Source organism: Salisediminibacterium halotolerans, assembly GCF_003814815.1.
In the GTDB taxonomy this organism is placed as follows: domain Bacteria; phylum Bacillota; class Bacilli; order Bacillales; family Salisediminibacteriaceae; genus Salisediminibacterium; species Salisediminibacterium halotolerans.
The window spans coordinates 128582-154510 of record NZ_RKQQ01000004.1; the positions used below are offsets into that span (position 1 = coordinate 128582).

The window sequence follows — 25929 nt, forward strand, 5'->3', positions numbered from 1 at the left end:
ATAATAAAGCAATTCGCCTGCAGTGTAAATACGATTTGCCGCGGAGATATGTCAATTCGGTGAAAAATATTATTTGGCAGTTCGGTCGAAGTTTTTCGCTGAATTTGTCATAATAGATATAATAAAGGGTGTTATTAAAGTATCAATTTGGAGGTTATCCGCATGTTTGATGTTTACTGGCCTTCGATCGGCTTATTGCTGTTGACGGTAGTTGTGTTGATCAGTTTGAGCGTCTGGCTGATATATAGGAGCAGAAGATAATGATAAGCATCTTGATTGTGTCTGTTTTGTGAACGCTGATATAATACTCCGTGGTTAAATCCACGATTTTTCATTGATATGAGGAGGAAGATGATTTATGAGTGAGACAGCTTTTACACACGATGTCGGTCTGTTTCAGACGATGGAAGAACGGCATTCTGTCCGCAAATATGATCCGAAAGCCGTTATAACGGATGAAGAAATTGAAGATATGCTCGAAAAAGCGTCGACGGCTCCGTCGTCATGGAATTTGCAGCACTGGCGTTTTCTCGTGATTGATGACGAAGAGAAAAAACAGGAGCTTTTGCCGATCGCTTATTATCAGCAGCAAATTGTTGACAGTTCTGTGACAGTCGCGATTTTAGGCGATTTACAAGCAAATTTGGAAGCCGATACGATCTTTCAAGAAGCGGTCGACAACGGATTTATGACAGATGAAATAAAAAATACGATCGTCACTCAAATTCACGGCGCTTATGAAGGTGAAACACCGTTTGCACGCGACGAGGCGGTGCTGAATGCTTCTTTGGCAGCGATGCAGCTGATGCTTGCAGCGAAAGCGAAAGGCTATGACACTTGTCCGATGGGCGGATTCCAGCGTGAGCCGTTTATCGAGGCTTTCAACATCCCCGAGCGCTACGTTCCGGTAATGCTTTTGACAATCGGAAAGCCGGCGAAAGAAGCCCATGCCTCAGCACGAAAAGCGGTCAGCGAAGTGACAGTAAAAAATTCATTTTAACGAAGAAAAGCGGGCTGTCTGATAATAAAGACAGCCCGCTTATTTATTCACATCCGCGTGCGGGCGTAAACGCCGGCGGCAAAACCGAGAACAAAATTAAACAGCATTAGCATGTAAGAAGGATACATGATCATTTCCTCAGTGACAACAGTATTGTCAGCGGCTTCAACTACCAGGGCGGTAATCGGCGTGTACGCAGTCACATAAACTTGCGCGAGGGCTGCCATGATCACCGAGCGCCCTTCTTCGGTCATGATTTGAAACTGATGGAAAAAAAGCAGCAATGATAACAGCCAAAGGCTGTTTCCGAGTAAAAAACCTTTCCAAAGCGGCGGGATTGCCCGCCCGAAATAAAACCCGGCAAATGTCCAGAACATAATCATTGCGATCGAATAAAAAGCATAGATCGACTGAAAAAAGCCGATAAAATAATTGAATAAAAGACCGGTGAGAAGAGGAGCCAAAACAATCAGTACAATCCGGTTTTTGTGTGTTGTATGAATTCCTTGCTGGGAGCTAAACGCCGGCATGGACGACCAACCTTTCTGAACAATATTCTTTTCTCACTTTATCACAGCTTATGGCAAAAAAGAAAAAACCGGTCTGTCTTTTCACGAGACAAACCGGTTTGTGAGTCATTTTCGGCCAAAATACAACATTCCAAAAATCATCCAGAACAGCGTGATGACAAGAGCACCGATAAAAAACGGCACAGCGCCAAACTGGAAGATCAGCGGCATGGAAGCTGCTGTGACCAAACCTCCGCCGACGAACGGTTCGAAAAGGACCTGTTTATACCCGAAACCTTCAAACGCCGGGGTATCGGTTTCAGGGTCGGCTACTTTCATTAAGAGCAGCCCTGTGGCAGCAATACCGGTCGCTTGGCCGAAATCACCGATTCCCCGCTCAAACCAGTAGGCAGGGATCATTTTCGGCGCTAAAAACAGAAACGCAATGACGTTCCAGGCTACCCCGACGGCAGCCAAGGACAAGAACGCGACAATGTTTTCGCCAATAACAGAAACCGAGATCGTCGCCAGCGCGCTGACGATCAAAACGTCGAGTGAGAACCCGCCGATCCGGTCAATCATGCCTTTATCAATCACGCGGAATTTATCGAATTTGTCAGAAAAGCCTTGGACGATAATGCCGCCGACCATGGCAAGCGGGAAAAGCGGTACGTATTCAAACAAATACACGTCCGTCTGCCCGCCGTATGTTGCATCTTCCAACCAGACGAGCGCTTCTAAGAGCACCCAGCCGATGCCGATCGCTAGTCCGACATAGGCAAAGTGAAGAGATAACGGATCAACAGATTCAGGGCGGGTGGTCATCTCGCCGCTTGAGTACCGGTTGTTCAGTTCAACGATCCCGTTGCGTCCTTTACTGGAAAACGTCGCCTTGCCGCCGACATACGGAGCTCTGCCGGTGCGCGCGCCCCAATTGATTAAGATGATACCGATGATAACACCGCCGAGAATCCCGATCGTCGCGAGTCCGACAGCGAGGTCTTGTCCCTCGGCGAAACCGAGATCGGCAAACGTATCGCCCAGTCCGGCGGCTGTGCCGTGTCCGCCGACGAAGCTGATTTCAATCAGCGCGCCTGCAAGCGGATTGGTGCCGAAAAACGGTGTTAGAATAAGCAGGACAAGCAGAATACCGATAACGTACTGTCCCCAGGAAACCATTTGCCCCATCGCGACTTGCGGACCGCCGGTAAACCAGACTTTTTTCAGACTCGGAAGCGTCGTCCCTAAAAACAGCGAGGCGAAAACGATGCTGATTAACAGCCCCGGCAGGGCCGACCAAACTTCGATCACGTTCGGAGGAATAAGACCTTCCGCGAGAGCATGATCAGCGGAGAAAACTGTTTCAGCTATTGCTCCGAGCACTTCGGGACCGGCCAAGAGTGCGAGCAGTCCGGCGATAATCGATGAAGGCAGAAAGAGCTGCTGCAACAAAGGTGAAAAAACACGAATCCACTTGCCGATAATAAGAAAAAATCCGAGAATAATAAACGCAAAGCCAATTTGATCAGGAGTCATCGAACTCCTCCTTTATGTATAGAAATGTTCACTAATCGTCCGTCAAATTATAGATGAAAAATATTATTCTGTCATCGTTTTTTATGTGAAATATGATGTGAAATCTATGGTTTTGTTAGAAAAATATAACGTTCCAATACGTAATAGCCGTTGGAAGTAAAAGTGTCCCCATTCATGATATGATAATAAGCAAGATTTTATTCGTCTGAAACGGAAAGCAGAGGAGGCCTAACCATTGAGCGAGAATCAGCAAAACCACGTTTCACTTCATCCCGCAATTGATCAACTGATCACAAATATTGAGACAGTCGTTGTCGGAAAAACACGTGAAATTGAATTGAGCATCGTTGCTCTTTTAAGCGGCGGTCATGTGCTCTTAGAAGATGTTCCCGGGGTCGGTAAAACGATGCTTGTACGGGCGATGGCGAAATCAATCGGAGCCGACTTTAAACGGATTCAATTCACACCTGATCTTCTTCCGTCAGATGTGACAGGGGTTTCTGTGTTTAATCAAAAAACAATGGAATTTCAATTTCGTAAAGGCCCCGTCATGTCACATATCGTCTTAGCAGATGAAATTAACCGTACGTCTCCGAAAACACAAGCTGCCCTTTTGGAAGCGTTGGAAGAAGGCAGTGTAACGATTGACGGCGAAACAAGGATGCTCCAAAGTCCGTTTCTCGTAATGGCGACGCAAAACCCGATCGAATACAGCGGAACTTACCCTTTGCCTGAAGCCCAGCTGGATCGGTTTTTATTTAAATTCCGGATCGGCTATCCAACTAAATCGGAGGAATTAGATATGCTCGGCAGGGTGGAAAAACATCATCCGATTGAGAACATTCAGCCGGTTTTGTCATTGGAAGATATTCTGGCGATGAAAAAAGAAGCGGCTGAAGTAACTGCTTCTGAGAAAGTTAAAGAGTATATCATTGATCTAGTCAGTGCGACGAGAGAGCATCACAATGTTTCACTTGGAGCCAGTCCGCGGGCATCGATTGCATTAATGAGCGCCTCGCAAGCCTATGCTTACGTGCAAGGAAGATCTTACATTATTCCTGATGATGTGAAATACCTTGCTCCTTACGTTTTGCAGCACCGGATCATTCTTCATTCTGATGCGAAGCTTTCGAGTACGACGAATGAGCGTGTGATCAAAGATATCATCGAACACATCAGCGTGCCGTTCGGTGATAAATGATGATAAAGCCCAAGTTCCGCATCGCGAGTTTGTTATTTCAGTTGAAACGGGTGTTCAAGCTGCTCTTGTTCATCGCAGTGTTGGCAGGGTTGTACAGCTATGCGATGTTTCAAGGCGGCTTTGTCAGCTGGTTTCTATTTTACAGTGTGACAACGTTAATGATCTTGATGATCCTCTATGCAGCTGTTCCGCTCGGCGCGCTTACCGTTGAAAGGGATGCGGGAAACGATGCGCTTCCGGCGGGAACGGATGTCCAGGTAACGCTGACAATCAGGCGTAAGATCCCGTTTCCGTTTTTATATTTAGCCGTTGAAGATAAAATGGAGAGCCGTTTGCAAAACCAGACACCGGCAAACAGCACACGGATCATTTTTTATCCTGGTTTTAAACGGACGCTGCAGTTTACGTATGAGATTCCGGCAGTTAAACGCGGGGAATACCAATTTCTCGGAACGTATTTTGCTACGAGTGATTTTTTCGGGATGTTCAGAAAACGAAAATTCATCAGTCAGCCGGCGCTTTTGCTTGTTTTCCCGGGTTATTATGAACTGAATCACTGGTCGGTTTTTGAAAAAACAGCGGAAGAAACGTCTCGCTCCAGACAAGAGTTTGTCGAGGACCGGACATCCATCGCCGGTGCGCGCGAATATGTTCCGGGCGACAAACTGACAAGCATTGATTGGAAAGTGACTGCCCGTTCGGGAAAGCTCATGACAAAAGAGTTTGAAGAACATACAGACCAGCAATTTATGATTCTTTTAAACAATCAGCTGAGAGAGCAATCCTTTGCTCAAGAAGAAGCATATGAACGGGGGATTGAGCTTGCAGCCTCTTTTGTGATGCACTGTTATAAACACCAGCTCAAAGTCGGTCTGACAACGCTTGATGCTCAGGGGGATTATTTCAGTATCGATGCGGGGGAAAAGCAGCAGACAAAGCTGATAAAACATCTGGCCCAAATTGAACCGCAACAGCCGTCTGATTCTTTGCCGAGTCTTTTTCGCGACGGACCTTTCAGTGCCGGCGGCGAGATCATTTTATTTATTTCTGCCGAGCTGACCGATGCAGTCATTGAACAAGTCAATCGGCTCCATCAACGCCGGCTGTCGATTTATTTTTTTATCGCAGAAAGAGAGAGCGGATTAAACGAGAAAGAAGAAGCGGGGCTAAAAGGGTTGCGACAATCAGGGGTTGAGGTATACCGTCTTGCTCCGGGAGCTCCTGTTTTTCGGCAGAACGATCGTGAAAAGGGGCGGGTAGAATGAATCGCGGCGTAATCAGTTATTCGCTGTTACACCTGTTTGTTTATATTTTGGCGCTGTTTATTCTCTGGGAGTGGCTTCGTCCGATTCCGATCGTAACAGATACAGCGGAAATCGGCTGGTTTGTAGCATTCGCGTTTGTTTCGGCCGCGCTCATCTATTTGCGAATACCGCTTTATGTAATGCTGCCGCTGTTGTTTCTTTTCAGCTTATGGGGGCTGCATGAATTATTCGGCGAAGGGACGTTGTTTTCCCGCGAAGGTGCGAGCGCTGTTATTTGGCGGTTTATCGAAGAATTTCGTCAGAACGCTTCCGTCATATGGGGCGGCGACTTTTCCGGCTTAACGAACTTTTTCCGGACCTTTTTATTGTTTGTACTGATTTCACTGATCACGTATTTGCTTTATTATTGGGTGTTTCAAACGAGGCGGGTTTTCTTTTTTTTACTTGCGACAATTGTTTATATTACGGTCCTCGATACGTTTACGGAGGCTGATGCTTCACAGGCGGTTGTCCGTATTGTCGTGATTGGCTTTTTTATGATCACCCTGCTTCATTTGTCAGGCATTCAAGAAGAAGAACAGATGATTGGACGGCGAAGCAAAACGTTCGTGCCGGCTGCTTGGCTGTATACCTTGATTATTATGGCAACGGCTGCGGTAGCGGTCGGAATGTTCGCACCGAAACCGGAGCCGCAATGGGATGACCCCGTTCCTTCCATGCAGGCATTTGTTACCGGTGATGGGGGAAGCGAAACAGTCAGCCGTGTCGGATACGGCGATAATGATGAAGAACTCGGCGGCGGTTTTATTCAAGATGAAGGCCCTGTGTTTGAAGCGTTAGCAGAAGAACCTGTCTATTGGCGAGGCGAAACGAAAGATGTGTATACAGGACGGGGCTGGGAAACATCGAATGAAGATTTTCGCGACAGCCTGACTTACGGTGCAGAAGGGCAAATTGATTACTATTTATATGATTTTATTGAACCGCCGGATTTTATTGATGAAGAAGACGTTTCCCGTCGATCTGCAGAGATTGCCATGGCTGATGAGGCTGAGTTTTCGCATCTTTTTTACCCGGGTCAGCTCTTAAATGCCGAGATCGGCAATATCACAGCTGAGACCGGCGGTGAAACGATCAGCGGCAACGATCTCGATTTTCAGACCGATCGGCTCAACGGCCGGATTAATGCGTCTTCGGCCGGTGCAGATGCACATTTGCAAAATTACACGTTGGATTATATGGATGTGACCTTTCCGATTCATGAACTCCGTGAACTGTCAGAAGATGACCCCGACGGCATTACCGGCCGGTACTTACAGCTTCCGGATGACTTGCCGGAGCGGGTGATTGATCTCGCAGCTGAATTGACCGAGGATGAAGATAACCGCTACGATCGGGCGGTTGCTGTGGAAGACCATTTGCACGGCCCCGATTTTGATTATGTTACGGAAGACGTCGCCGTGCCTGGAGAAGATGAGGACTATGTCGATCAGTTTTTATTTGAAACGCAAGAAGGGTATTGCGATAATTATTCGACAGCGATGGTCGTCTTGCTTCGTGCTGCTGATATTCCCGCCCGTTGGGTGAAGGGGTTCACAGCGGGTGAAGAAATTGAGAACGGCGAAGATATGAATCGTTATGAAGTCACAAATGCCAACGCTCACTCATGGGTGGAGGTTTATTTTCCTGAAGTCGGCTGGATTCCGTTTGAGCCGACGCAAGGTTTTGATAACTATGCGGATTTTGAAGAGGATTTCGACATTGATATTGATGACACGGAAGATGAAAATGACGAGCAGCCTGGAGAACAAGAAAACGATCCGTTTTTAAATGAAGATACCGCTGACAATGAGCGAGAAGGTGCTGAAGGAATCGGTGCAGCGGTTGATCGTTTTGCGGGAACCGGATTTACCGAGCTGATTATGATCACGCTTGCCGTGGTGATTTTGAGCATCGGGATGTACGTGAATAAACACCGGATTTTGCGGCGAGTATACATGCAATACTATTCTGTTTTTAAGCAAGATAAAACATTCGATGCAGCATACAGCCGTCTCCTCTGGCTTATCGGCGACCGCGGCTATCCCAAACGTTCAGATGAAACCCTGCGGGAATACGCACACCGGATTGACAAGGTGTTTCGGACTTCGGAGATGACCAAGCTGACAGAAGTATATGAACGCCGTTATTACGGCGGGGTGACGACTGACGATGATTGGCTGTCCAATAAAGACCGGTGGGAATTTATGATGGAAAAAATCAATTGACCGGCAAGATACGAGTTGGTAAGATATCATTCATGAGTAAGAATAGCGAAAATAGAGCTTCATATATCCTCGGGAATACGGCCTGAGAGTCTCTACCGGGTTACCGAAAATAACCTGACTATGAAGGCGGAACGTGACGTTTATAAACGTATAAACGGAATTTCGCCTTCGTATATCCTTTTGAGGTTTGCGAAGCGAAATTCCGTTTTTTGTTATCAGCACACAAGCTGAAATATCGATTGAGGAGTTATGAAGATGGAAGAATTAAATGAACGCATTATCGTGCTCGATTTTGGCGGTCAATACAATCAGCTTATTACCCGGCGAATTCGTGATCTCGGCGTATTCAGTGAATTGGTCAGCCACAAAATTACTGCCGAAGAAGTGCAAGAAATGAATCCCCAAGGAATCATTCTTTCCGGCGGTCCCGGAAGTGTTTATGCGGATGGCGCACCGCAGCTCGATCCAAAGATTTTGGAATTAGGTGTTCCGATATTAGGAATTTGTTATGGCATGCAGCTATTGACACATCATCTTAACGGTAAAGTCGAAAAGGCCAATCACCGTGAATACGGGAAAGCGCAATTGGAGATTGTCAATGACTCAGACTTTTTTGGCGATCTGCCGAAAACGCAGTCGGTCTGGATGAGTCATGGTGATTTAGTGACAGCGCCTCCGGCCGGTTTTCAGGTTGACGCGGTGAACGTCTCCTGTCCAGTGGCAGCGATGAGTGACCGGGGACGCGGGATTTACGGGGTGCAGTTCCACCCGGAAGTACAGCATACCGATTACGGCAATGATATGCTTCACCACTTTATTTACGATGTTTGTAAGGCAGAAGGCAATTGGTCAATGGAGCAGTTTATCGAAATTGAAACAGAAAAAATCCGTCAAGCAGTCGGCAACAGCAAGGTGCTTTGTGCCTTAAGCGGCGGTGTGGACTCCTCGGTTGTCGCTGCTCTTCTGCACGAAGCGATCGGCGATCAGCTCATTTGCATGTTTATTGATCACGGGCTGTTGCGAAAAAATGAAGCCGACAGCGTTGTGAAAACATTCGGCGACGAATTTGATATGAATTTGATCAAAATCGATGCTCAAGAACGGTTTCTTTCGAAATTAGCGGGAGTAAGCGACCCAGAAGAGAAGCGGAAAATTATCGGGAACGAATTTATTTACGTGTTTGAAGAAGAAACGTCGCAGCTGGATGACGTCGATTTCCTCGCGCAAGGGACGCTTTATACCGACGTGATTGAAAGCGGCACTGACACAGCGCAGACGATCAAATCACATCATAATGTCGGCGGACTGCCGGAAAAAATGTCGTTTGACTTAATTGAACCGTTAAATACGCTGTTTAAAGATGAGGTGCGTGAAGTCGGCACTGAGCTCGGCTTGCCGCATGATATCGTTTGGCGTCAGCCATTCCCCGGTCCGGGTCTCGGGATTCGGGTTTTAGGCGAGATCACCGAAGAAAAGCTGGAGATCGTTCGTGAATCGGATGCGATTTTACGTGATGAAATTAAAAAAGCCGAATTAGACAAAGTTATTTGGCAATACTTCACAGCGCTGCCGGATATGCGCAGCGTTGGAGTTATGGGTGATGAACGGACGTACGATTACACGGTCGGCGTCAGAGCCGTCACATCCGTTGACGGGATGACTTCAGATTGGGCGCGGATTCCGCATGAAGTATTAGAACGGATTTCCACTCGGATAGTTAATGAAGTTCAAAATGTAAACCGAGTCGTCTACGATATCACGTCGAAACCGCCGAGTACGATTGAATGGGAATAAAACCGAATGATTTTCAGAAATTTATTTTTAATGTTCGTTTTTAGCTTGACGTCAGTTCGACACGTTGCTAAAATGACAGCATAATTTAATCAGAATGTTCGTATAATGTCGGTAATATGGATCGATCGTTTCTACCGGGCCGCCGATAACGGCCCGACTACGAACAATAAACAAACTCAGCTGAGCAGAGGCCTGTTCGGCAAGTTTGTTTGTTGTTTTGGAAACTTCGCGCTATGGCCCGGCTGGGTCATAGCTTTTTTTATGACTGAATACGAGCGAATAAGGAGTGAAAAGTCATTGAACCGTTATTTTCAATTTGATGAGTTAGGGACAAGTTACACGAAAGAAACTCTCGGCGGAATCACGACGTTTTTGGCAATGGCGTATATATTATTCGTCAATCCGAATGTGCTTGAGCCGACAGGCATGGATACCGATGCGGTATATGTAGCGACGGCTTTAGCCGCCGCGCTCGGAACACTGATCATGGGGCTGGTCGCCCGCTATCCGATTGCTTTGGCCCCGGGAATGGGCTTGAATGCATTTTTTACTTACTCGGTCGTCATCGGTATGGGAATTCCTTGGGAAACGGCTCTTCTAGGCGTGTTTATATCTGGAATTATTTTTATCATTATTACTGTCGTCGGAATTCGCGAATTTATAATTAATGCGATCCCGGCTGAACTGAAGTTTGCAGCAGGAGCCGGAATCGGTTTGTTTATCGCCTTTATCGGGATGCAAAATGCCGGGATTGTCGTGGCTTCTGAGGCGACATTGGTAGAAATCGGCGATCTCGCTGTCCCGTCTACATTGTTGGCCATTTTCGGTGTTGTTATTACCGTGATTTTAATGAGTGTAGGTTTGCGCGGCGGGATCTTTTACGGGATGATCATTACCGCGATTGTCGGAATGATTTTTGGCACCGTGCCTGTGCCTGAACAAATCGTCGGTTCGATTCCAAGCTTGGAACCGACGTTTGGAGCCGCGTTTTCTCCTTTTGCCGAACAAAGCCTTGGCGAAATATTCACGTTGAATTTACTGATCGTTATTTTGACATTTTTGTTCGTCGACTTTTTTGATACAGCGGGGACGCTTTATGCCGTTGCGAATCAAGCCGGCTTTATTAAAAATGACAAACTGCCGCGCGCTCAGCGGGCGCTCTTATCAGACTCCTCGGCGACGTCGATTGGCGCTTTGCTCGGCACATCGACAACAACGGCGTACATTGAATCGACAGCGGGTATTGCAGCCGGTGCGAGAACCGGATTTGCTTCGATTGTGACCGGGATTTTGTTTTTAATCGCTCTGTTATTTTCGCCGCTGCTTGTCGTCGTAACTGAAGCGGTCACGGCACCGGCGCTGATCGTCGTCGGCGTTCTTATGGCAAGGTCGCTTGCGAATATCGATTGGAAACAGTTTGAAATCGCTGTGCCCGCCTTTTTGACGATTATTGCGATGCCGCTGACGTACAGTATCGCTACCGGCATCGCGCTCGGGTTTATCATGTATCCGATCACGATGGTCAGTAAGGGCCGCGCGAAAGAAGTTCATTGGATAATGTATATTTTATTCTTTGTATTTATATTTTACTTCGCATATCTCGGTGAATAAATATCAAGCGGGAAAGCACGGATGATAAACATCCGTGCTTTTAGAGTGTTGACAAAGTCATGACATCGATCGATGTCTTATTAAAAGGAACGGATGACTACGCATCGTCCGGCTTCTTTCCGCGGGCGAGCGCCGAGCCGCTTCGGGCTTGCCCTGCAGGGTCTCGTCTGTCTCGCTATCCCGCAGGAAAAAGCCGGGATGCTGGGTCATCCTCCTTCTTTGAATCGAGGTATTCATAATAAAGAAAGCCAAGCATCCACTCCTCCGACGCCTCCGGGAAAGCAAGAGACGAAGATCCGGATTCGGCGGTCTGATACCGCCGAATCCTAGCTGAGTCCTTGCCCGGGGCAAGCGGAGGGTAGTGGCTGCGTGGCTTACGTCAAAATAATAATTTGTCTACAATCTGAAAGCACGGATGGAAAGCATCCGTGCTTTTTTTTTATTTATAAGGTCAAAAAAGATCAAATAATTCCTTGACCATCTTTGACCTTCGTATTATAATACAATTATAAAAGATCAAAGATAGTCAAAGTCAAACTAAATGTCGGCTGTAAGGAAGTCATAAAACGAAACAGAAAGAAGGAGGAATTGTCATGACTTGTCAATATTGCGGACAGCGCCAAGCAACGATTCAATGGCGCGTTCAAGTAAATGGTCAAGAACAATCAGCAAAACTATGTCAGACTTGTTATGAACAGCTGTCGATGCAGGCGCAGTCGCAGCAAATGAATCAGCAGCCTGGTGGAGTGCCGGGAGGATCTTCGCCAGACGGGGGCGCAACGGCTCACGAAGAACAAAATGAGCGCATGCTCGATCAATTCGGAAGGGATGTCACGGATCAGGCGAAGCGCGGCTTAATTGATCCGGTCATCGGACGGGACGTTGAAATTGAACAAATGACGGAAGTATTGAACCGGCGCAACAAGAACAACCCTGTATTAGTCGGGGAACCCGGTGTCGGGAAAACGGCGATTGCCGAAGGGCTCGCGCTGAAAATCAGCGAAAATGATGTGCCGGCGAAACTGCAAGGCAAACAGATTATTTCCCTCGATGTCGCTTCACTCCTGTCAGGGACGAGTTACCGCGGACAGTTTGAAGAAAAAATGAAGCAGATCGTTAAAGAACTTGAAGATGACCAAGATGTGATTTTATTTATTGATGAAATTCATCAAATCGTCAATGCAGGCAAGACAGAAGGATCAACCGATGCGGGCAACATTTTAAAACCGGCGCTGGCCGGCGGGCAGATTCAGGTGATCGGTGCAACAACTTTGGATGAATACCGTAAAATTGAAAAAGACGCAGCGCTGGAACGCCGTTTTGAGCCGGTTCATGTGCATGAACCGAAAGTCGAAGATATGATCGATATTCTTAAAGGTTTGGCGCCCAAATATGAAGCGTATCACGGTGTCGTTTATCCGGATGAAACATTGGAAGCTTGTGCGCGGCTTTCGCACCGTTATATTCAAGACCGGCGCATGCCGGACAAAGCGATTGATTTAATGGATGTTTCCGGAGCGCGGCTAAATCTGCAAAACGGAAGCGGAAACCGCGAGGATTTAGAAGCAAGGTTGAAAACGATTGAAAAAGAGAAGCGCGAAGCAGCCGAAAAGGAAGAATACGAAAAGGCTGCCAAGCTTCGTCAAGAAGAACTGCAAATTCAAGATCAGTTAGCGGAAGCAAAAGATCATCGTCAGTCAGAAGAAACGACAGTATCTGTTGCAGATATTCAACAGATCATCGAGCAAAAAACCGGTATCCCGGTACAAAAACTGGAACAAGCTGAACAAGAAAAGCTCCAGCACCTAAGTGAGCGGCTTTCTGCCAGAGTGATCGGCCAAGATGAAGCTGTAGATGCAGTGTCCAAAGCCGTTCGGCGCGGCAGAGCAGGATTTCGCCGGGAGGGGCGTCCGATTGCTTCGTTTATGTTTCACGGCCAAACCGGTGTCGGAAAAACCGAACTGACGCGCGCGCTGGCTGAAGAAATGTTCGGCGACCGTGAAGCGATGCTCCGGCTTGATATGAGTGAATATATGGAAAAGCACACCGTCTCTAAACTGATAGGCTCCCCGCCGGGCTATATTGGACACGACGAAGCTGGACAGCTGACCGAACGCGTCCGTCACCGGCCGTATTCGATTATTCTTTTAGATGAAATGGAAAAAGCTCATCCGGACGTGCAGCATATGTTTTTGCAAGTGTTAGAAGATGGGCGTTTGACAGACAGTCACGGCCGAACGGTCAGCTTTAACGATACGATTATTGTAATGACGACAAATGCAAAGCCGCTTGAGGGCTATTTCAAACCGGAATTTCTGAACCGGGTTGACCGGGTTGTTGAGTTCGGAACATTGACTCAAGACGAGCTCGTAAAAATTGCCAAGCTTATGGTCAAAGAGGCAGCTGAACACAGCCGTGAACAGGGAATTGAGCTGACGTTCAGCGAAGAAGCCTACCGTTGGCTTGCAGAGCACGGTTATGATGAAAAATACGGAGCCCGGCCGCTTCGCCGGACGATTCAAGAGCATGTCGAAGATCCGCTTGTTGATTTAATGCTGGAAAATGCCGACCTTGAATCTGTTCATGTCGATACAGAAGACGGCTCTCTGACTGTCCGACCGGCAAAATAAGCTATCCGCCCCGCCAACCCAGGCGGGGCGGTTTTTCTTTCGGCATAGACGGCGGGATTGCTCTTTCTTCTGCAGCGAGGAAGGCGTATAATAACAGTAGATTCCAAACGAAAGGTGACTATCGCAATATGGGGAAAAAGAAAACGAAACAGACGTTTAAAGTCGGCCGCGATGAAACCGTTGACGACTGTCTTAATCGAATGAAAAGCGAAGGTTTTGTCCCGGTTCGGCGGATGGAAGAGCCAGTATGGGAAGAAGTCGACAGCGAAGGCGGGAAGCAGACTGAAATTGCCTACCAGCAAATCATTTTTGAAGGAAAACCGAAGTCTGATTAGTCAAATCCGAACATTTAAGCTGACAAACCTCTATAATGTTCGAAATTCAATTGACCTGCTTGCCAAAACCTTGCTACAATATAAACAGATCAATAATACCTCATATAAGTCGGGAATACGGCCCGAACGTCTCTACCTGCTGACCGTAAATCGGCGGACTATGAGGGATGATCGTGCATGCGTTTTTTCTGCGGTTTCCTGTGTTTATAGGCCAGGAAGATCAACATTGTGCGGAAATTTTTGTCCGGCGTGTCTGATGATCCCTCATGATTTTTCATGGTGGAGAATTCAGGCACGCCTTTTTTGCTTTGAAAGAAAAACTGACAATCAGCTCGATAAGAGAAGGGAGATCGTTAAATGACGCTGAAAGTTGGAGTGATCATGGGGAGTACGTCAGATTGGGAGACGATGAGGTACACGGCTGAAACCCTTGCTGAACTTGGTGTCAGCTATGAGACAAAAGTTGTCTCAGCCCACCGGACACCGGATCTCATGTTTGAATATGCTGAAACGGCGAAAGAACGCGGAATCAAAACGATTATTGCCGGTGCCGGCGGGGCTGCGCATTTGCCCGGGATGGTGGCGGCAAAAACGGTGTTGCCAGTCATCGGCGTTCCTGTGCAGTCAAAGGCGCTTGACGGGATGGATTCACTTCTGTCGATTGTACAAATGCCGGCAGGGGTTCCAGTGGCGACTGTCGCGATCGGCAAGGCAGGCGCGATCAATGCGGCTTTGCTTGCGGCTTCGCAGTTGGCAGCGTTTGATGATGATTTATCGAGCAAAATCGAAGCACGCCGCGAAGCAAAACGAGACGAGGTATTAAATACGGGGGAGTTGCAATGACAGATCAACGGATTGAACCGGGACAAACGATCGGTATTCTCGGCGGCGGACAGCTCGGCCGGATGATGGCGCTTGCGGCAAAAGCGATGGGGTACAGAACGGCGACGCTCGAACCGAAAGCAGATTCGCCGTGCGCACAAGTCTCCGATACAGAGGTGATTGCAGATTATACCGACCGCAACGGGGCGGCGCGGCTTGCCGCTTTGAGCGATGTTTTAACGTACGAATTCGAAAATATTGACTCAGATACTGCTTCGTGGCTCGAATGGGAAACGTACTTGCCGCAGGGGGGCGACTTGTTGGCGATAACGCAAGACCGCTGGCAAGAAAAAAAGGCGGTCCGTTCGTTCGGCGTTCCGACCGTGCCGTACAAAACGGCTGAAACGGCGGATGAGCTGCAAAAGGCCGTTGAAGAATTGGGGACGCCGTGTGTCATGAAAACGGCGCGCGGCGGTTATGACGGCAAAGGTCAGCAGGTGATTACCGATCGGACGGATTTAACGGAAGTTTGGTCAGAGATGGAGGCGAGCCGTCCGTTTGTGATCGAAGCCTGGATTCCGTTCAAAGCGGAAGTGTCTGTTGTCGTTACCCGGACAGCGGCGGGGGAGGCGGCTGCTTTTCCGCCTGCCGAAAACATTCATAAAAACGGGATTCTTCATACCTCGATCGTTCCGGCGAGACTCGAGCCGAAAGTCATCGATCATGCAAAAAAGACGGCGCTTTTATTGGCGGAATCCTTTCATCTGATCGGAACGCTGGCGGTTGAAATGTTTGTCACGGATGACGGCTTTTTGTATGTCAATGAATTGGCGCCGCGGCCGCATAATTCCGGACATTATACGATTGAAGCCTGTGAAACGTCGCAATTTGAGCAGCATATCCGCGCCATTTGCGGCTTGCCGCTCGGACCGGCCGGCTTGTTGAAACCGGCAGTAATGGTGAATATTTTAGGCCAGCATGTGCAAAAAGCGCGCGAAAAACGTGATCTGTTTCCCGACGGACATTGGCATGAATACGGCAAGGACGAAGCAAAACAAGGCAGAAAGATGGGCCATGTCACAGTATTGACCGACGATGTTGCCGGCACGTTAAAGCGGCTTGATCAATCAGGAATATGGCGAAACGATACGTAATCAGAGCAGGAGGACGATACAATGATCGAACGTTATACCCGTCCGGAAATGGGCGCGATTTGGACCGAAGAGAACCGTTTTCAAGCATGGCTGGAAGTTGAAATTCTTGCTTGCGAAGCGTGGGCAGAAAAAGGGCATATTCCCAAAGACGATGTAAGAAAAATCCGCGAAAATGCCGGCTTTGATGTTGCGCGGATTCAAGAGATTGAAGAGGAAACGCGTCATGATGTCGTTGCCTTTACACGCGCCGTATCAGAAACGCTCGGGAGCGAACGAAAATGGGTTCACTACGGCTTGACGTCGACTGATGTTGTGGATACAGCGCTGTCTTATTTGTTAAAGCAGGCAAATGACTTGATCGAACAAGATTTGCTCCGTTTCATCGCCATTTTGAAAGAGAAGGCAATCGAACATAAATATACGGTGATGATGGGCAGGACCCATGGCGTTCACGCTGAACCGACGACGTTCGGCTTGAAAATGGCTCTCTGGTATGAAGAAATGAACCGCAATCTCGAACGGTTTCGTCAGGCGAAAGAAACGGTGCGCGCCGGAAAATTATCAGGTGCTGTCGGAACGTATGCGAATATTGATCCGGATATCGAAGCGTATGTTTGCGAAGGTCTTGGCCTTCAAGCGGCGCCGATTTCAACGCAAACGCTCCAGCGCGACCGCCATGCGCATTACGTCGCGACGTTGTCACTCATTGCTTCATCGATCGAAAAAATGGCCGTAGAGATTCGAAATTTACAAAAAAGCGAGACGCGCGAAGTAGAAGAGTTTTTTGCGAAAGGACAAAAAGGGTCTTCAGCGATGCCGCATAAACGCAACCCGATCGGCTCAGAGAATATGACAGGGCTCGCCCGTGTACTGCGCGGCCACGTGACAACAGCCTATGAAAACATCGCTCTTTGGCATGAGCGCGATATTTCCCATTCATCAGCGGAACGGATTATTTTACCTGATGCGACGATTGCGCTTAATTACATGCTGAACCGTTTTGGCTCGATTGTGGAAAAATTGACCGTTTTCCCGGAAAACATGCAGGCAAACATGACGAAAACATACGGATTGATTTATTCACAGCGCGTCCTGTTAACGCTTGTTGAAAAAGGGATGACACGCGAAGAAGCATACGACCTCGTGCAGCCGAAAGCGATGGAAGCATGGGAGAAAGGAATCGCATTTCGCAAGCTTGTTGAAGATGACGGTGAGATTACCTCGCGCCTTTCAGCAGAGGAGCTTGATGATTGTTTTGACTACCGCCATCATTTGCAGCACGTCGACACGATATTTGAACGGCTCGGATTAACACAGACGTAACCGGGTTTAACGGAATGCCGCTGAAAGATTTGCGAAAGGGGCTTAAAAGGTGAAAAAAACAGAACTGCTGTATGAAGGGAAAGCCAAGAAAGTATTTCGCACAGATAACGACGACACGCTCCATGTCGAGTACAAAGATGATGCGACCGCTTTTGACGGGAAAAAGAAAGAGATGCTTAGCGGAAAAGGCCGTCTGAATAATGAAATCAGCGCACTGATTTTTGCCAAGCTTCATGAATTGGGGATTCCTAATCATTTTATTGAGCGGATTTCACAAACTGAGCAGCGCATCCGCAAAGCCGAGATGATTCCGCTTGAAGTCGTTGTCCGAAACCGAGCAGCGGGGAGTTTAGTCAAACGGCTCGGCCTGGAACGCGGGCAGGACATGACGCCGCCGGTGATTGAATGGTATTTAAAAGATGACAACTTAGGTGATCCGCTCATTAATGAAGAGCATATCCGCGTTTTAGGGGCGGCCGCTGCGGATGAACTGACGGAAATGAAGGCGCTCGCCTTGCGGTGCAACACCGCGTTAATCGAACTGTTTCAAAACGCCGGGCTTATTCTTGTTGACTTCAAACTGGAATTCGGCCGCGATCACAGCGGACGGATTATTTTAGCGGATGAAATCTCGCCGGACACGTGCCGGCTCTGGGATGCAAAGACCGGCGACTCGCTCGACAAAGATTTGTTCCGTTTTGACGGCGGAAATTTACAGGCGGCATACGAAACGATTTTTTCACGGCTTGGAGGGCTGACAAATGACGTATGATATTCAAGTGTTTGTAACATTGAAAGAGGGCGTGCTTGATCCGCAAGGAAACGCCGTACAGACATCGCTTACCCGCTTAGGGTATGACGGCGTACAAAATGTCCGCATCGGCAAAAAGATGGATATTCGCATGGAGAGTGAACCGGAAAAGGTTGAAAGTGACGTTCGGGAGATGTGTGAGAAACTGCTTGCCAATCCTGTTATTGAAGATTACGAGTACACGATTGAGGAGGCGCTGTCCGTATGAAGTTTGCGGTGATCGTGTTTCCCGGTTCAAACTGCGATAAAGATATGTATTATGCTGTCAAAAATGAACTCGGTGAAGAAGCAGAGTATGTGTTTCATGACGAAACATCGCTCGACAGGTTTGATGCGGTGCTGCTTCCGGGCGGTTTTTCTTACGGCGATTACTTGCGCTCCGGAGCGATCGCCCAATTTTCGCCGGTGATGGAAGCCGTGAAAAAAGCAGCTGCAGCAGGCAAGCCTGTTCTCGGTGTTTGTAACGGGTTTCAAGTGCTTTTAGAAGCCGGACTGTTGCCGGGGGCTATGCGCCGTAACAAAGGGCTGAAGTTTATTTGCAAGCCGGTGACGCTTCGGACGGAAGAAAACGCGACGATGTTTACATCGGAATACAAGCAAGGCGAAATGATCACAGTTCCGGTAGCTCACGGCGACGGGAATTATTATTGCAGCGATGAAGATTACCGGATTTTAAAAGAAAACGGCCGGATTGTCTTCACGTATACAGATGATTTGAACGGTTCAAAAGCAAATATTGCCGGCATATTGAATGAATCCGGAAATGTTCTCGGGATGATGCCGCACCCGGAGCGGGCAGTCGATACACTGCTCGGTTCCGCCGACGGCCTTCCGCTTTTTCGATCCATCGTTGCCAACTGGAGGGAAACACATGCCGTACATCGATGAAATAACACCCAAGACGATTGAAACGGATAAACTGTATCTCGACATGGGTGTGACAGAAGATGAATTCAGCCGCATTCAAACGATATTAAACCGCCTCCCGAATTATACCGAGCTCGGTCTCTTCTCTGTTATGTGGTCAGAGCATTGCAGTTACAAACATTCGAAAGCCGTTTTGAAAAAGTTCCCGGTTGAAGGTGATCGGGTTTTGCAAGGGCCGGGCGAAGGCGCCGGAGTGATTGATATCGGCGACAATCAAGCTGCTGTTTTTAAAATGGAAAGCCATAATCACCCGTCAGCAATAGAACCTTATGAAGGAGCCGCGACAGGGGTCGGCGGAATTTTACGCGACATCTTTTCGATGGGCGCCCGTCCGGTAGCATTGTTAAATTCGCTCCGGTTTGGCGAATTAACGAACCCGCGCGTCAAGTATTTGTTCGAAGGTGTCGTGTCAGGAATTGCCGGTTACGGCAACTGTGTCGGGGTTCCGACTGTCGGAGGCGAAGTTCAATTTGACGACTGTTACGAAGGGAATCCGCTTGTCAATGCGATGTGTGTCGGTTTAATTGATCACAGCGACTTGCAACAGGGGATAGCCAAAGGTACAGGCAACCCGGTGCTTTATGTCGGAGCAGGAACCGGTCGCGACGGCATTCACGGCGCGACGTTTGCTTCGGAAGAGTTGTCAGAACAATCGGAGTCGAAACGTCCGTCAGTGCAAGTCGGCGATCCCTTTACCGAGAAGCTGCTGATTGAAGCTTGCCTGGAGGCTGTTCGTCATCCGCAATTAGTCGGCATTCAAGATATGGGCGCAGCCGGACTGACGTCGTCTTCAGCTGAAATGGCGAGTAAAGCCGGCAGCGGTATTCATTTAAACCTTGATGATGTACCGCAGCGGGAAGAGAAAATGACGCCTTACGAAATGATGCTGTCAGAATCGCAAGAGCGTATGCTTCTAGTGATTGAACAAGGGAGCGAAAAAGAGTTTACCGACTTGTTTGAGCGTTGGGGATTACAAGCAAAGGTGATTGGCGAAGTAACGGACAATCAGCGTATGACGCTCTCCTTTCAAGGTGATACGGTTGCTGATGTCCCGGTCGATTCATTGGCGGAAGACGCGCCGGTGTATCATCCCGATTCTGTTGAGCCTGAGCGGTTTCGCGCTTTTCAAGCCGCCGGTCAGCCGAATTTGACCGCAGAAGACCCGGAAGAAATACTTCTTACCCTTTTACAGCAGCCGACGATCGCAAGCAAGGAATGGGTTTACGAACAGTATGACTATATGGTGCAGACAAACACGGTTGTGCAGCCGGGATCGGACGCTGCTGTCTTGCGTATGAGAGGCACGGATAAAGCGCTGGCGATGACGACGGACGCGAACTCACGATTCTTGTATCTCGACCCGTATACCGGCGGACAAATGGCTGTTGCTGAAGCAGCGCGCAACCTCGTTTGTTCCGGCGCGGAACCGCTCGGGGTAACAGATTGCCTGAATTACGGAAGTCCGGAAAATCCGGAAATATACTGGGAATTAGAGCGCTCCACCGACGGCTTGTCCGAAGCTTGCCGGGCGCTGAACACCCCGGTTGTCGGCGGAAATGTCTCATTGTATAACGAAACGGCCAAAGGAGCGGTTTATCCAACTCCGGTTGTCGGTATGGTCGGTTTAATTGACAAGCTCGATCATATTACGACACAGACGGTGAAAAACGCTGGAGATGCGGTTTATTCGCTCGGCAAAGCAGGCAATGATTTCGCCGGAAGCGAGCTGCAAAAAGTGACGGAAGGCCGAATTTACGGACCTGCGCCAACGTTCGATCTGGCAGCCGAAACCGAGCGGCAAACAAAGGTGCTTACAGCGATTCGCAAGCAGACGGTACAATCAGCGCACGATATTTCTGAAGGGGGCTTTGCTCCGGCATTGGCCGAAAAACTCTTTTCCAGCGGGCTGGGTGTTGATGTCACGCTTACGCAGAGTGAAAGCCTTACAGCGTCGCTGTTCAGCGAGACCCCGTCCCGTTATATTATTACAGTCCGTGAAGAAGACCGCGAGCGCTTTGAAAAATTAGTGCCTGAAGCGGAAATGATCGGACGTGTCACCGAAACACCGCAATGTATGATTCGCGGCAATGACGGCACCCCGCTCATCAACCGGTCGGTACAAGAGCTAGAAAACGTTTGGAGAGGTGCGATTCCATGTTACCTGAAATCAGAGGATTAAACGAAGAATGCGGCGTTTTTGGCGTGTGGGGACATGTTGACGCGGCGCATATCACTTATTACGGCCTGCACAGTTTGCAGCACCGCGGCCAAGAAGGAGCAGGAATTGTTACGAGCGACCGGGAACGCCTGAAGATTCATAAAGGCATGGGGCTGGTAAATGATGTGTTTGACGCGGAGACATTGAACCGGCTCAGCGGCGACGGCGCAATCGGTCATGTCCGCTATACAACTGCGGGAACGAGCGACTTCATCAACTGTCAGCCTTTGCAGTTCAATTCACAAACCGGAAGCATTGCGCTTGCCCATAACGGCAACATTGTCAACGCGAACATGCTGAAGCGGCAAATGGAGCATCAGGGCAGTATTTTTCAAACGACGTCTGACACGGAAGTGATTGCCCATTTGATGAAACGAAGCGGCTATCCGGGGATGAAAGATTCGATTCAAAGTGCGTTATCGATGGTAAAAGGCGCGTACGCGCTTGCGTTTCTCGTCGAAGATTGCATGATGGTAGCGCTCGACCCGAACGGTCTGCGTCCGCTGTCAATCGGCAAGCTCGGCGATGCCTATGTCGTCTCGTCAGAAACGTGCGCGTTTGATATTGTCGGCGCGGAATACGTACGTGACGTGCAGCCCGGTGAATTTATTCGCATGGATGACAACGGGATGCATATTGAGACATTCTCTTCGTCGACCCGCAAGACGATCTGCTCGATGGAGTACGTTTATTTTTCCCGGCCGGACAGCAACGTGGAAGGAATCAACGTTCATCATGCACGAAAAAACCTCGGGAAAGTACTCGCCAACGAGGCGCCGGTAGAAGCAGACGTCGTCACCGGCGTTCCGGATTCGAGCATCTCTGCGGCGATTGGCTTCGCTGAAGAGTCCGGCATCCCGTATGAGCTCGGTCTGATTAAAAACCGTTATGTCGGCCGCACGTTTATTCAACCGTCGCAAGCACTTCGCGAACAAGGTGTGAAAATGAAATTGTCCGCTGTGCGCGGTGTCGTCGAAGGAAAACGCGTCGTTATGATTGATGATTCGATTGTCCGCGGCACGACGGCAAGCAGAATCGTGAAGCTGCTTCGGGAAGCAGGGGCGAAAGAGGTGCACGTCCGTATCAGTTCACCGCCGATTATCAATCCTTGTTTTTACGGGATTGATACGTCGACGAAGGGAGAACTTGCCGCGGCGGAAAAAACCGTCGAAGAAATCCGTGACGATATGGGCGCCGACTCGCTGTATTATTTATCCGTAGACGGTTTGAAAGAAGGGCTCGGCCGCGGACCGATCAACGAAGATTGCGGACAGTGCCTGGCTTGTTTCACCGGTGATTATCCGACGGAAATTTACCCGGAAACCGACCACCCGTATGATAAAGTATTAGGGGGAAAATAATGTGTCTAAAGCATATCGATCTGCCGGTGTAGATGTAGAAGCCGGGTATGAAGCGGTAAAGCGAATGAAAAAACACGTTCAGTCAACCTCCCGTCCCGAAGTGATCGGCGGTCTCGGCGGTTTTGGCGGGATGTTTGACTTTTCAGCTTTGAAGATGAAAGAGCCGGTGTTAGTTTCCGGGACGGACGGTGTCGGGACAAAACTTATGATCGCCAAAGAAGCGGGGCAACACGACACTGTCGGAATCGACGCTGTCGCCATGTGCGTCAATGATATTCTCGTTCAGGGCGCTGAGCCGCTGTTTTTTCTCGATTATCTGGCACTTGGCAAGGCTGACCCTGAACAGATCGAAGCGATTGTCGCAGGAATCGCCTCCGGGTGCCGCGACGCAGGCTGTACATTGATCGGCGGTGAAACAGCGGAAATGCCCGGGATGTACGATGCGGATGAGTATGATATTGCCGGTTTTGTTGTCGGAGCGGCGGAAAAGCCAGACCTTTGGCATCCGGAGCGTGTGGAAGCGGGGCAGGCATTGATTGGACTGCGTTCGTCCGGGCTTCACAGCAACGGCTTTTCACTCGTGCGAAAAATTATTTCTGAGCAAAATCTTGCCTGGAATGACCCGGCACCGTGGGACGCAGAGATAACGGTCGCTGAAGCATTATTAACACCGACCTCGATTTACGCCGGTGCGCTGAAACCGTTTTTCGGAACCGAACAGGTAAAAGCAGCTGCACACATTACCGGCGGCGGCCTCGTTGAAAATGTGCCGCGTATGCTTCCTGACGGGGTGAAAGCGGTGATTGACGAATCAGCTTGGAAACTTCCCGCGGTTATGCAGTGGCTGCAAACAGCCGGGAACTTAACGGATGATGACGTACGCGAAACGTTTAACACAGGGATCGGGATCGTGCTGGCTGTCGCTGAAAAAGATCGTGAAACGGTGCTGGATACATTAAAACAATCGGGTGAAACGGCTGTTATCATCGGGCGCACAGAACGTGGAGAAGGAATCGAATTTGAAGGGACGTGGAACCGATGAAAATAGCCTTGTTTGCCTCGGGAGACGGGAGCAATGTTCAGGCCGTGCTCGATGCCTGTCAGACAGACTGTATGAAGGCAGAACCGGTGCTGATTGTCTCAGACAATCCGGAAGCGTTTGTTTTGACGCGGGCAGAGAAAGCGGGCGTTCCGACATTTTCTGCCCGTCCGAAAGATTTGGGCGGAAAAGAAGCGTTTGAACGAGAAGTGCTGCAAACGTTGCGCAGTTACGGGGCGGAATGGCTTGTTTTAGCCGGTTACATGAGGCTTTTAAGTCCGGTTTTGCTCGTTCCTTTTGAAAAGCGGATTATCAATATTCATCCTTCTTTGCTTCCCTCTTTTCCCGGACTTGATGCCGTCGGACAGGCTTTTCAAGCCGGCGTGAAGATAACCGGTGTAACGATCCATTTTGTTGACGAAGGGATGGATACGGGTCCAATTATTGAGCAAGAACCTGTTAGAATAGAGAAGACAGATACATACGACACGCTGTCAAAGAAGATTAAGCAGATCGAACACCGGCTTTATCCGGATGTGATCCGCCGTGTCATTGAAGAAGAATAGAGGAGTGTGAGAAATTTGGCAAAACGGGCATTAATCAGCGTTTCTGATAAAACAGGAATTACAGTTTTCGCGGAAGAACTCGCCGCGCTCGGTATCGAATTGATCTCGACCGGCGGCACGAAACGGGCCTTGGAAGAAGCAGGGTTGAACGTAACCGGAATCGAGGAAGTTACCGGGTTTCCGGAAATCATGGACGGACGCGTAAAAACATTGCATCCGCTGATTCACGGCGGACTGCTCGGCAAGCGGGACGAGCCTGCCCATACTGATGCGATGAAGGCACAGAAAATCGCACCGATTGATATCGTTGCCGTTAACCTTTACCCCTTCCAGCAAACGCTGGAAGATCCGGAGAAGACGTTTGACGATGCGGTGGAAAATATCGATATCGGCGGACCGTCGATGATCCGTTCGGCAGCGAAAAACCATCAGGATGTCACGGTCCTCGTCGACGCAGCAGATTACCCGGATGTATTGAGCGAGCTGAAAGAAACAGGCGGCAGTCCGTCGTTAATGACGAAACGCAAACTGGCGGCGAAGGCATTTCGGCACACTGCCGCATACGATGCGCTCATTGCCGAGTATTTAACGACGAGTGTCGGCGAGGAATCGCCGGAGAAATTAACGCTAACGTATAATTTAAAGCAATCGCTTCGCTACGGAGAAAACCCCCATCAAAATGCCGCTTTTTATGAGCGTCCGCTCGGCAACCCTGCTTCGTTAGCGAAAGCGGAACAATTACACGGCAAAGAACTGTCTTACAATAATATCAATGATGCCGATGCGGCCATGGCCGTCGTGCGTGACTTTAAAGAACCGGCTGTCGCTGCCGTCAAGCATATGAACCCTTGCGGCGTCGGCATGGGCGCTTCCGTATATGATGCCTGGACGAAAGCTTACGAAGCGGATTCGACCTCGATCTTTGGCGGAATCATCGCGTCGAACCGTGAAATAGACGGAGAAACGGCGGAAAAAATGAGCGAGATCTTTTTGGAAATCGTCATTGCTCCGGGATTTTCTGCGGAAGCGCTGGCGGTTTTGACGCAAAAGAAAAACATCCGTCTGTTGAAAATCGATTTGCCGAATCACCAAACGAGTGAACGGCGGGTGACGACTGTCGCCGGCGGCGCCCTTACGCAAGAAACCGACACAATCAGCTATGAAGATGTTGAAGCAACGATTCCGACGGCACGCAAACCTTCCGACCGTGAACTGGAACAAATGAAGCTCGCTTGGAAAGTCGTCAAACATGTGAAATCAAATGCGATTACGCTAGCGAAAGATGATATGACGATCGGTGTCGGAGCAGGCCAAATGAATCGCGTCGGCGCAGCGAAAATTGCTCTTGAGCACGCCGGGGAGAAAGCGGACGGCTCGGTGATGGCCTCTGATGCATTCTTTCCGATGGCGGATACGGTTGAAGAAGCGGCCAGAGCAGGTGTGCGGGCAATCATCCAGCCGGGCGGTTCCAAACGCGATCAAGAATCGATCGATAAGGCGGATGAATACGGGATTGCAATGGTCATGACCGGTGTGCGTCATTTTAAACATTAGACGGTG

Annotated in this window: 22 protein-coding genes and 3 riboswitches; of the genes, 20 read left to right on the forward strand and 2 right to left on the reverse strand. The window is 49.1% G+C overall.

Translation table 11 applies throughout. The annotated features are described in order from the left end of the window. The first annotated feature begins 358 nt into the window (after positions 1–358). Positions 359–1000: a nitroreductase family protein gene (locus EDD67_RS08780; RefSeq protein ID WP_093073424.1), complete on the forward strand. Its 642-nt coding sequence runs from the start codon at positions 359–361 to the stop codon at positions 998–1000. A 47-nt stretch (positions 1001–1047) separates the two neighbouring features. Here EDD67_RS08780 and EDD67_RS08785 read toward each other — a convergent pair whose 3' ends face one another. Beyond that, on the reverse strand, positions 1048–1530 hold the full coding sequence (locus EDD67_RS08785; protein ID WP_121440346.1) for a hypothetical protein: 483 nt from the start codon (positions 1528–1530) through the stop codon (positions 1048–1050). Positions 1531–1635: 105 nt separating this feature from the next. Next, a complete protein-coding gene (locus EDD67_RS08790) occupies positions 1636–3045 on the reverse strand; it encodes a sodium/glutamate symporter (RefSeq protein WP_121440347.1) in 1410 nt (469 codons plus the stop codon). 235 nt (positions 3046–3280) lie between these two features. Here EDD67_RS08790 and EDD67_RS08795 point away from each other — a divergent pair, with 235 nt between their 5' ends. From EDD67_RS08795 to purH, 19 genes are all read left to right on the forward strand, one after another. Next, positions 3281–4246, forward strand: coding sequence for an AAA family ATPase (locus EDD67_RS08795; protein WP_121440348.1), 966 nt, complete (start codon positions 3281–3283; stop codon positions 4244–4246). Further along, on the forward strand, positions 4246–5511 hold the full coding sequence (locus EDD67_RS08800; protein WP_162843801.1) for a DUF58 domain-containing protein: 1266 nt from the start codon (positions 4246–4248) through the stop codon (positions 5509–5511). The genes EDD67_RS08795 and EDD67_RS08800 overlap by 1 nt, the downstream gene beginning before the upstream one ends. Then, positions 5508–7778: a transglutaminase TgpA family protein gene (locus EDD67_RS08805; RefSeq protein WP_121440350.1), complete on the forward strand. Its 2271-nt coding sequence runs from the start codon at positions 5508–5510 to the stop codon at positions 7776–7778. Before EDD67_RS08800 ends, EDD67_RS08805 begins: the two co-directional genes overlap by 4 nt. Before the next feature lie 39 nt (positions 7779–7817). After that, positions 7818–7919, forward strand: a riboswitch (purine riboswitch). A 114-nt stretch (positions 7920–8033) separates the two neighbouring features. Further along, on the forward strand, positions 8034–9572 hold the full coding sequence (gene guaA, locus EDD67_RS08810; RefSeq protein ID WP_121440351.1) for a glutamine-hydrolyzing GMP synthase: 1539 nt from the start codon (positions 8034–8036) through the stop codon (positions 9570–9572). A 78-nt stretch (positions 9573–9650) separates the two neighbouring features. Next, positions 9651–9752: riboswitch (purine riboswitch) on the forward strand. Between the two features lie 117 nt (positions 9753–9869). After that, positions 9870–11183 (forward strand): NCS2 family permease, encoded by a 1314-nt coding sequence (locus EDD67_RS08815; RefSeq protein WP_093073438.1) that lies wholly within the window; start codon positions 9870–9872, stop codon positions 11181–11183. A gap of 93 nt (positions 11184–11276) precedes the next feature. Continuing rightward, the gene (locus EDD67_RS08820; RefSeq protein ID WP_123875794.1) at positions 11277–11513 is read left to right on the forward strand and encodes a hypothetical protein; all 237 of its coding nucleotides are present in this window, start codon (positions 11277–11279) and stop codon (positions 11511–11513) included. Between the two features lie 263 nt (positions 11514–11776). Beyond that, a complete protein-coding gene (locus tag EDD67_RS08825; protein WP_121440352.1) occupies positions 11777–13813 on the forward strand; it encodes an ATP-dependent Clp protease ATP-binding subunit in 2037 nt (678 codons plus the stop codon). A 128-nt stretch (positions 13814–13941) separates the two neighbouring features. Continuing rightward, a complete protein-coding gene (locus EDD67_RS08830; protein ID WP_121440353.1) occupies positions 13942–14148 on the forward strand; it encodes an NETI motif-containing protein in 207 nt (68 codons plus the stop codon). An 80-nt stretch (positions 14149–14228) separates the two neighbouring features. Then, a riboswitch (purine riboswitch) is annotated at positions 14229–14329 on the forward strand. A gap of 176 nt (positions 14330–14505) precedes the next feature. Further along, on the forward strand, positions 14506–14991 hold the full coding sequence (purE, locus tag EDD67_RS08835; protein ID WP_093074088.1) for a 5-(carboxyamino)imidazole ribonucleotide mutase: 486 nt from the start codon (positions 14506–14508) through the stop codon (positions 14989–14991). Beyond that, on the forward strand, positions 14988–16124 hold the full coding sequence (gene purK / locus EDD67_RS08840; protein WP_121440354.1) for a 5-(carboxyamino)imidazole ribonucleotide synthase: 1137 nt from the start codon (positions 14988–14990) through the stop codon (positions 16122–16124). The genes purE and purK overlap by 4 nt, the downstream gene beginning before the upstream one ends. A 21-nt stretch (positions 16125–16145) precedes the next feature. Further along, positions 16146–17447, forward strand: coding sequence for an adenylosuccinate lyase (purB, locus tag EDD67_RS08845; RefSeq protein WP_093074092.1), 1302 nt, complete (start codon positions 16146–16148; stop codon positions 17445–17447). A gap of 49 nt (positions 17448–17496) precedes the next feature. Continuing rightward, positions 17497–18219, forward strand: a complete 723-nt coding sequence (purC, locus tag EDD67_RS08850) for a phosphoribosylaminoimidazolesuccinocarboxamide synthase (RefSeq protein ID WP_121440355.1) — start codon at positions 17497–17499, stop codon at positions 18217–18219. Then, positions 18209–18466, forward strand: a complete 258-nt coding sequence (gene purS / locus EDD67_RS08855; protein WP_121440356.1) for a phosphoribosylformylglycinamidine synthase subunit PurS — start codon at positions 18209–18211, stop codon at positions 18464–18466. The genes purC and purS overlap by 11 nt, the downstream gene beginning before the upstream one ends. After that, positions 18463–19146 (forward strand): phosphoribosylformylglycinamidine synthase subunit PurQ, encoded by a 684-nt coding sequence (gene purQ, locus EDD67_RS08860; protein WP_093074098.1) that lies wholly within the window; start codon positions 18463–18465, stop codon positions 19144–19146. The genes purS and purQ overlap by 4 nt, the downstream gene beginning before the upstream one ends. Further along, positions 19130–21364 (forward strand): phosphoribosylformylglycinamidine synthase subunit PurL, encoded by a 2235-nt coding sequence (purL, locus tag EDD67_RS08865; RefSeq protein ID WP_121440357.1) that lies wholly within the window; start codon positions 19130–19132, stop codon positions 21362–21364. Before purQ ends, purL begins: the two co-directional genes overlap by 17 nt. Continuing rightward, complete coding sequence (gene purF / locus EDD67_RS08870; RefSeq protein WP_093074102.1) at positions 21340–22764, forward strand: amidophosphoribosyltransferase; 1425 nt, start codon at positions 21340–21342, stop codon at positions 22762–22764. The genes purL and purF overlap by 25 nt, the downstream gene beginning before the upstream one ends. Position 22765: 1 nt before the next feature. Beyond that, a complete protein-coding gene (purM, locus tag EDD67_RS08875; RefSeq protein ID WP_121440358.1) occupies positions 22766–23806 on the forward strand; it encodes a phosphoribosylformylglycinamidine cyclo-ligase in 1041 nt (346 codons plus the stop codon). Beyond that, on the forward strand, positions 23803–24369 hold the full coding sequence (gene purN / locus EDD67_RS08880) for a phosphoribosylglycinamide formyltransferase (protein ID WP_121440359.1): 567 nt from the start codon (positions 23803–23805) through the stop codon (positions 24367–24369). The genes purM and purN overlap by 4 nt, the downstream gene beginning before the upstream one ends. A 15-nt stretch (positions 24370–24384) precedes the next feature. Further along, complete coding sequence (gene purH / locus EDD67_RS08885) at positions 24385–25923, forward strand: bifunctional phosphoribosylaminoimidazolecarboxamide formyltransferase/IMP cyclohydrolase (RefSeq protein WP_121440360.1); 1539 nt, start codon at positions 24385–24387, stop codon at positions 25921–25923. The last annotated feature ends 6 nt before the right edge of the window (positions 25924–25929 follow it).

Excerpts from the sequence above, each read along its gene's own strand:
- EDD67_RS08800 (WP_162843801.1), top strand. The coding sequence starts at position 4,246 with ATGATAAAGCCCAAGTTCCGCATCGCGAGTTTGTTATTTCAGTTGAAA.
- purE (WP_093074088.1), top strand. The coding sequence starts at position 14,506 with ATGACGCTGAAAGTTGGAGTGATCATGGGGAGTACGTCAGATTGGGAG.
- EDD67_RS08820 (WP_123875794.1), top strand. The coding sequence starts at position 11,277 with ATGACTACGCATCGTCCGGCTTCTTTCCGCGGGCGAGCGCCGAGCCGC.
- purN (WP_121440359.1), top strand. The coding sequence starts at position 23,803 with ATGAAAATAGCCTTGTTTGCCTCGGGAGACGGGAGCAATGTTCAGGCC.
- purQ (WP_093074098.1), top strand. The coding sequence starts at position 18,463 with ATGAAGTTTGCGGTGATCGTGTTTCCCGGTTCAAACTGCGATAAAGAT.
- guaA (WP_121440351.1), top strand. The coding sequence starts at position 8,034 with ATGGAAGAATTAAATGAACGCATTATCGTGCTCGATTTTGGCGGTCAA.
- EDD67_RS08825 (WP_121440352.1), top strand. The coding sequence starts at position 11,777 with ATGACTTGTCAATATTGCGGACAGCGCCAAGCAACGATTCAATGGCGC.
- EDD67_RS08805 (WP_121440350.1), top strand. The coding sequence starts at position 5,508 with ATGAATCGCGGCGTAATCAGTTATTCGCTGTTACACCTGTTTGTTTAT.
- purB (WP_093074092.1), top strand. The coding sequence starts at position 16,146 with ATGATCGAACGTTATACCCGTCCGGAAATGGGCGCGATTTGGACCGAA.
- purK (WP_121440354.1), top strand. The coding sequence starts at position 14,988 with ATGACAGATCAACGGATTGAACCGGGACAAACGATCGGTATTCTCGGC.
- EDD67_RS08790 (WP_121440347.1), bottom strand. The coding sequence starts at position 3,045 with ATGACTCCTGATCAAATTGGCTTTGCGTTTATTATTCTCGGATTTTTT.
- purF (WP_093074102.1), top strand. The coding sequence starts at position 21,340 with ATGTTACCTGAAATCAGAGGATTAAACGAAGAATGCGGCGTTTTTGGC.
- EDD67_RS08785 (WP_121440346.1), bottom strand. The coding sequence starts at position 1,530 with ATGCCGGCGTTTAGCTCCCAGCAAGGAATTCATACAACACACAAAAAC.
- EDD67_RS08830 (WP_121440353.1), top strand. The coding sequence starts at position 13,942 with ATGGGGAAAAAGAAAACGAAACAGACGTTTAAAGTCGGCCGCGATGAA.
- EDD67_RS08780 (WP_093073424.1), top strand. The coding sequence starts at position 359 with ATGAGTGAGACAGCTTTTACACACGATGTCGGTCTGTTTCAGACGATG.
- purS (WP_121440356.1), top strand. The coding sequence starts at position 18,209 with ATGACGTATGATATTCAAGTGTTTGTAACATTGAAAGAGGGCGTGCTT.
- purL (WP_121440357.1), top strand. The coding sequence starts at position 19,130 with ATGCCGTACATCGATGAAATAACACCCAAGACGATTGAAACGGATAAA.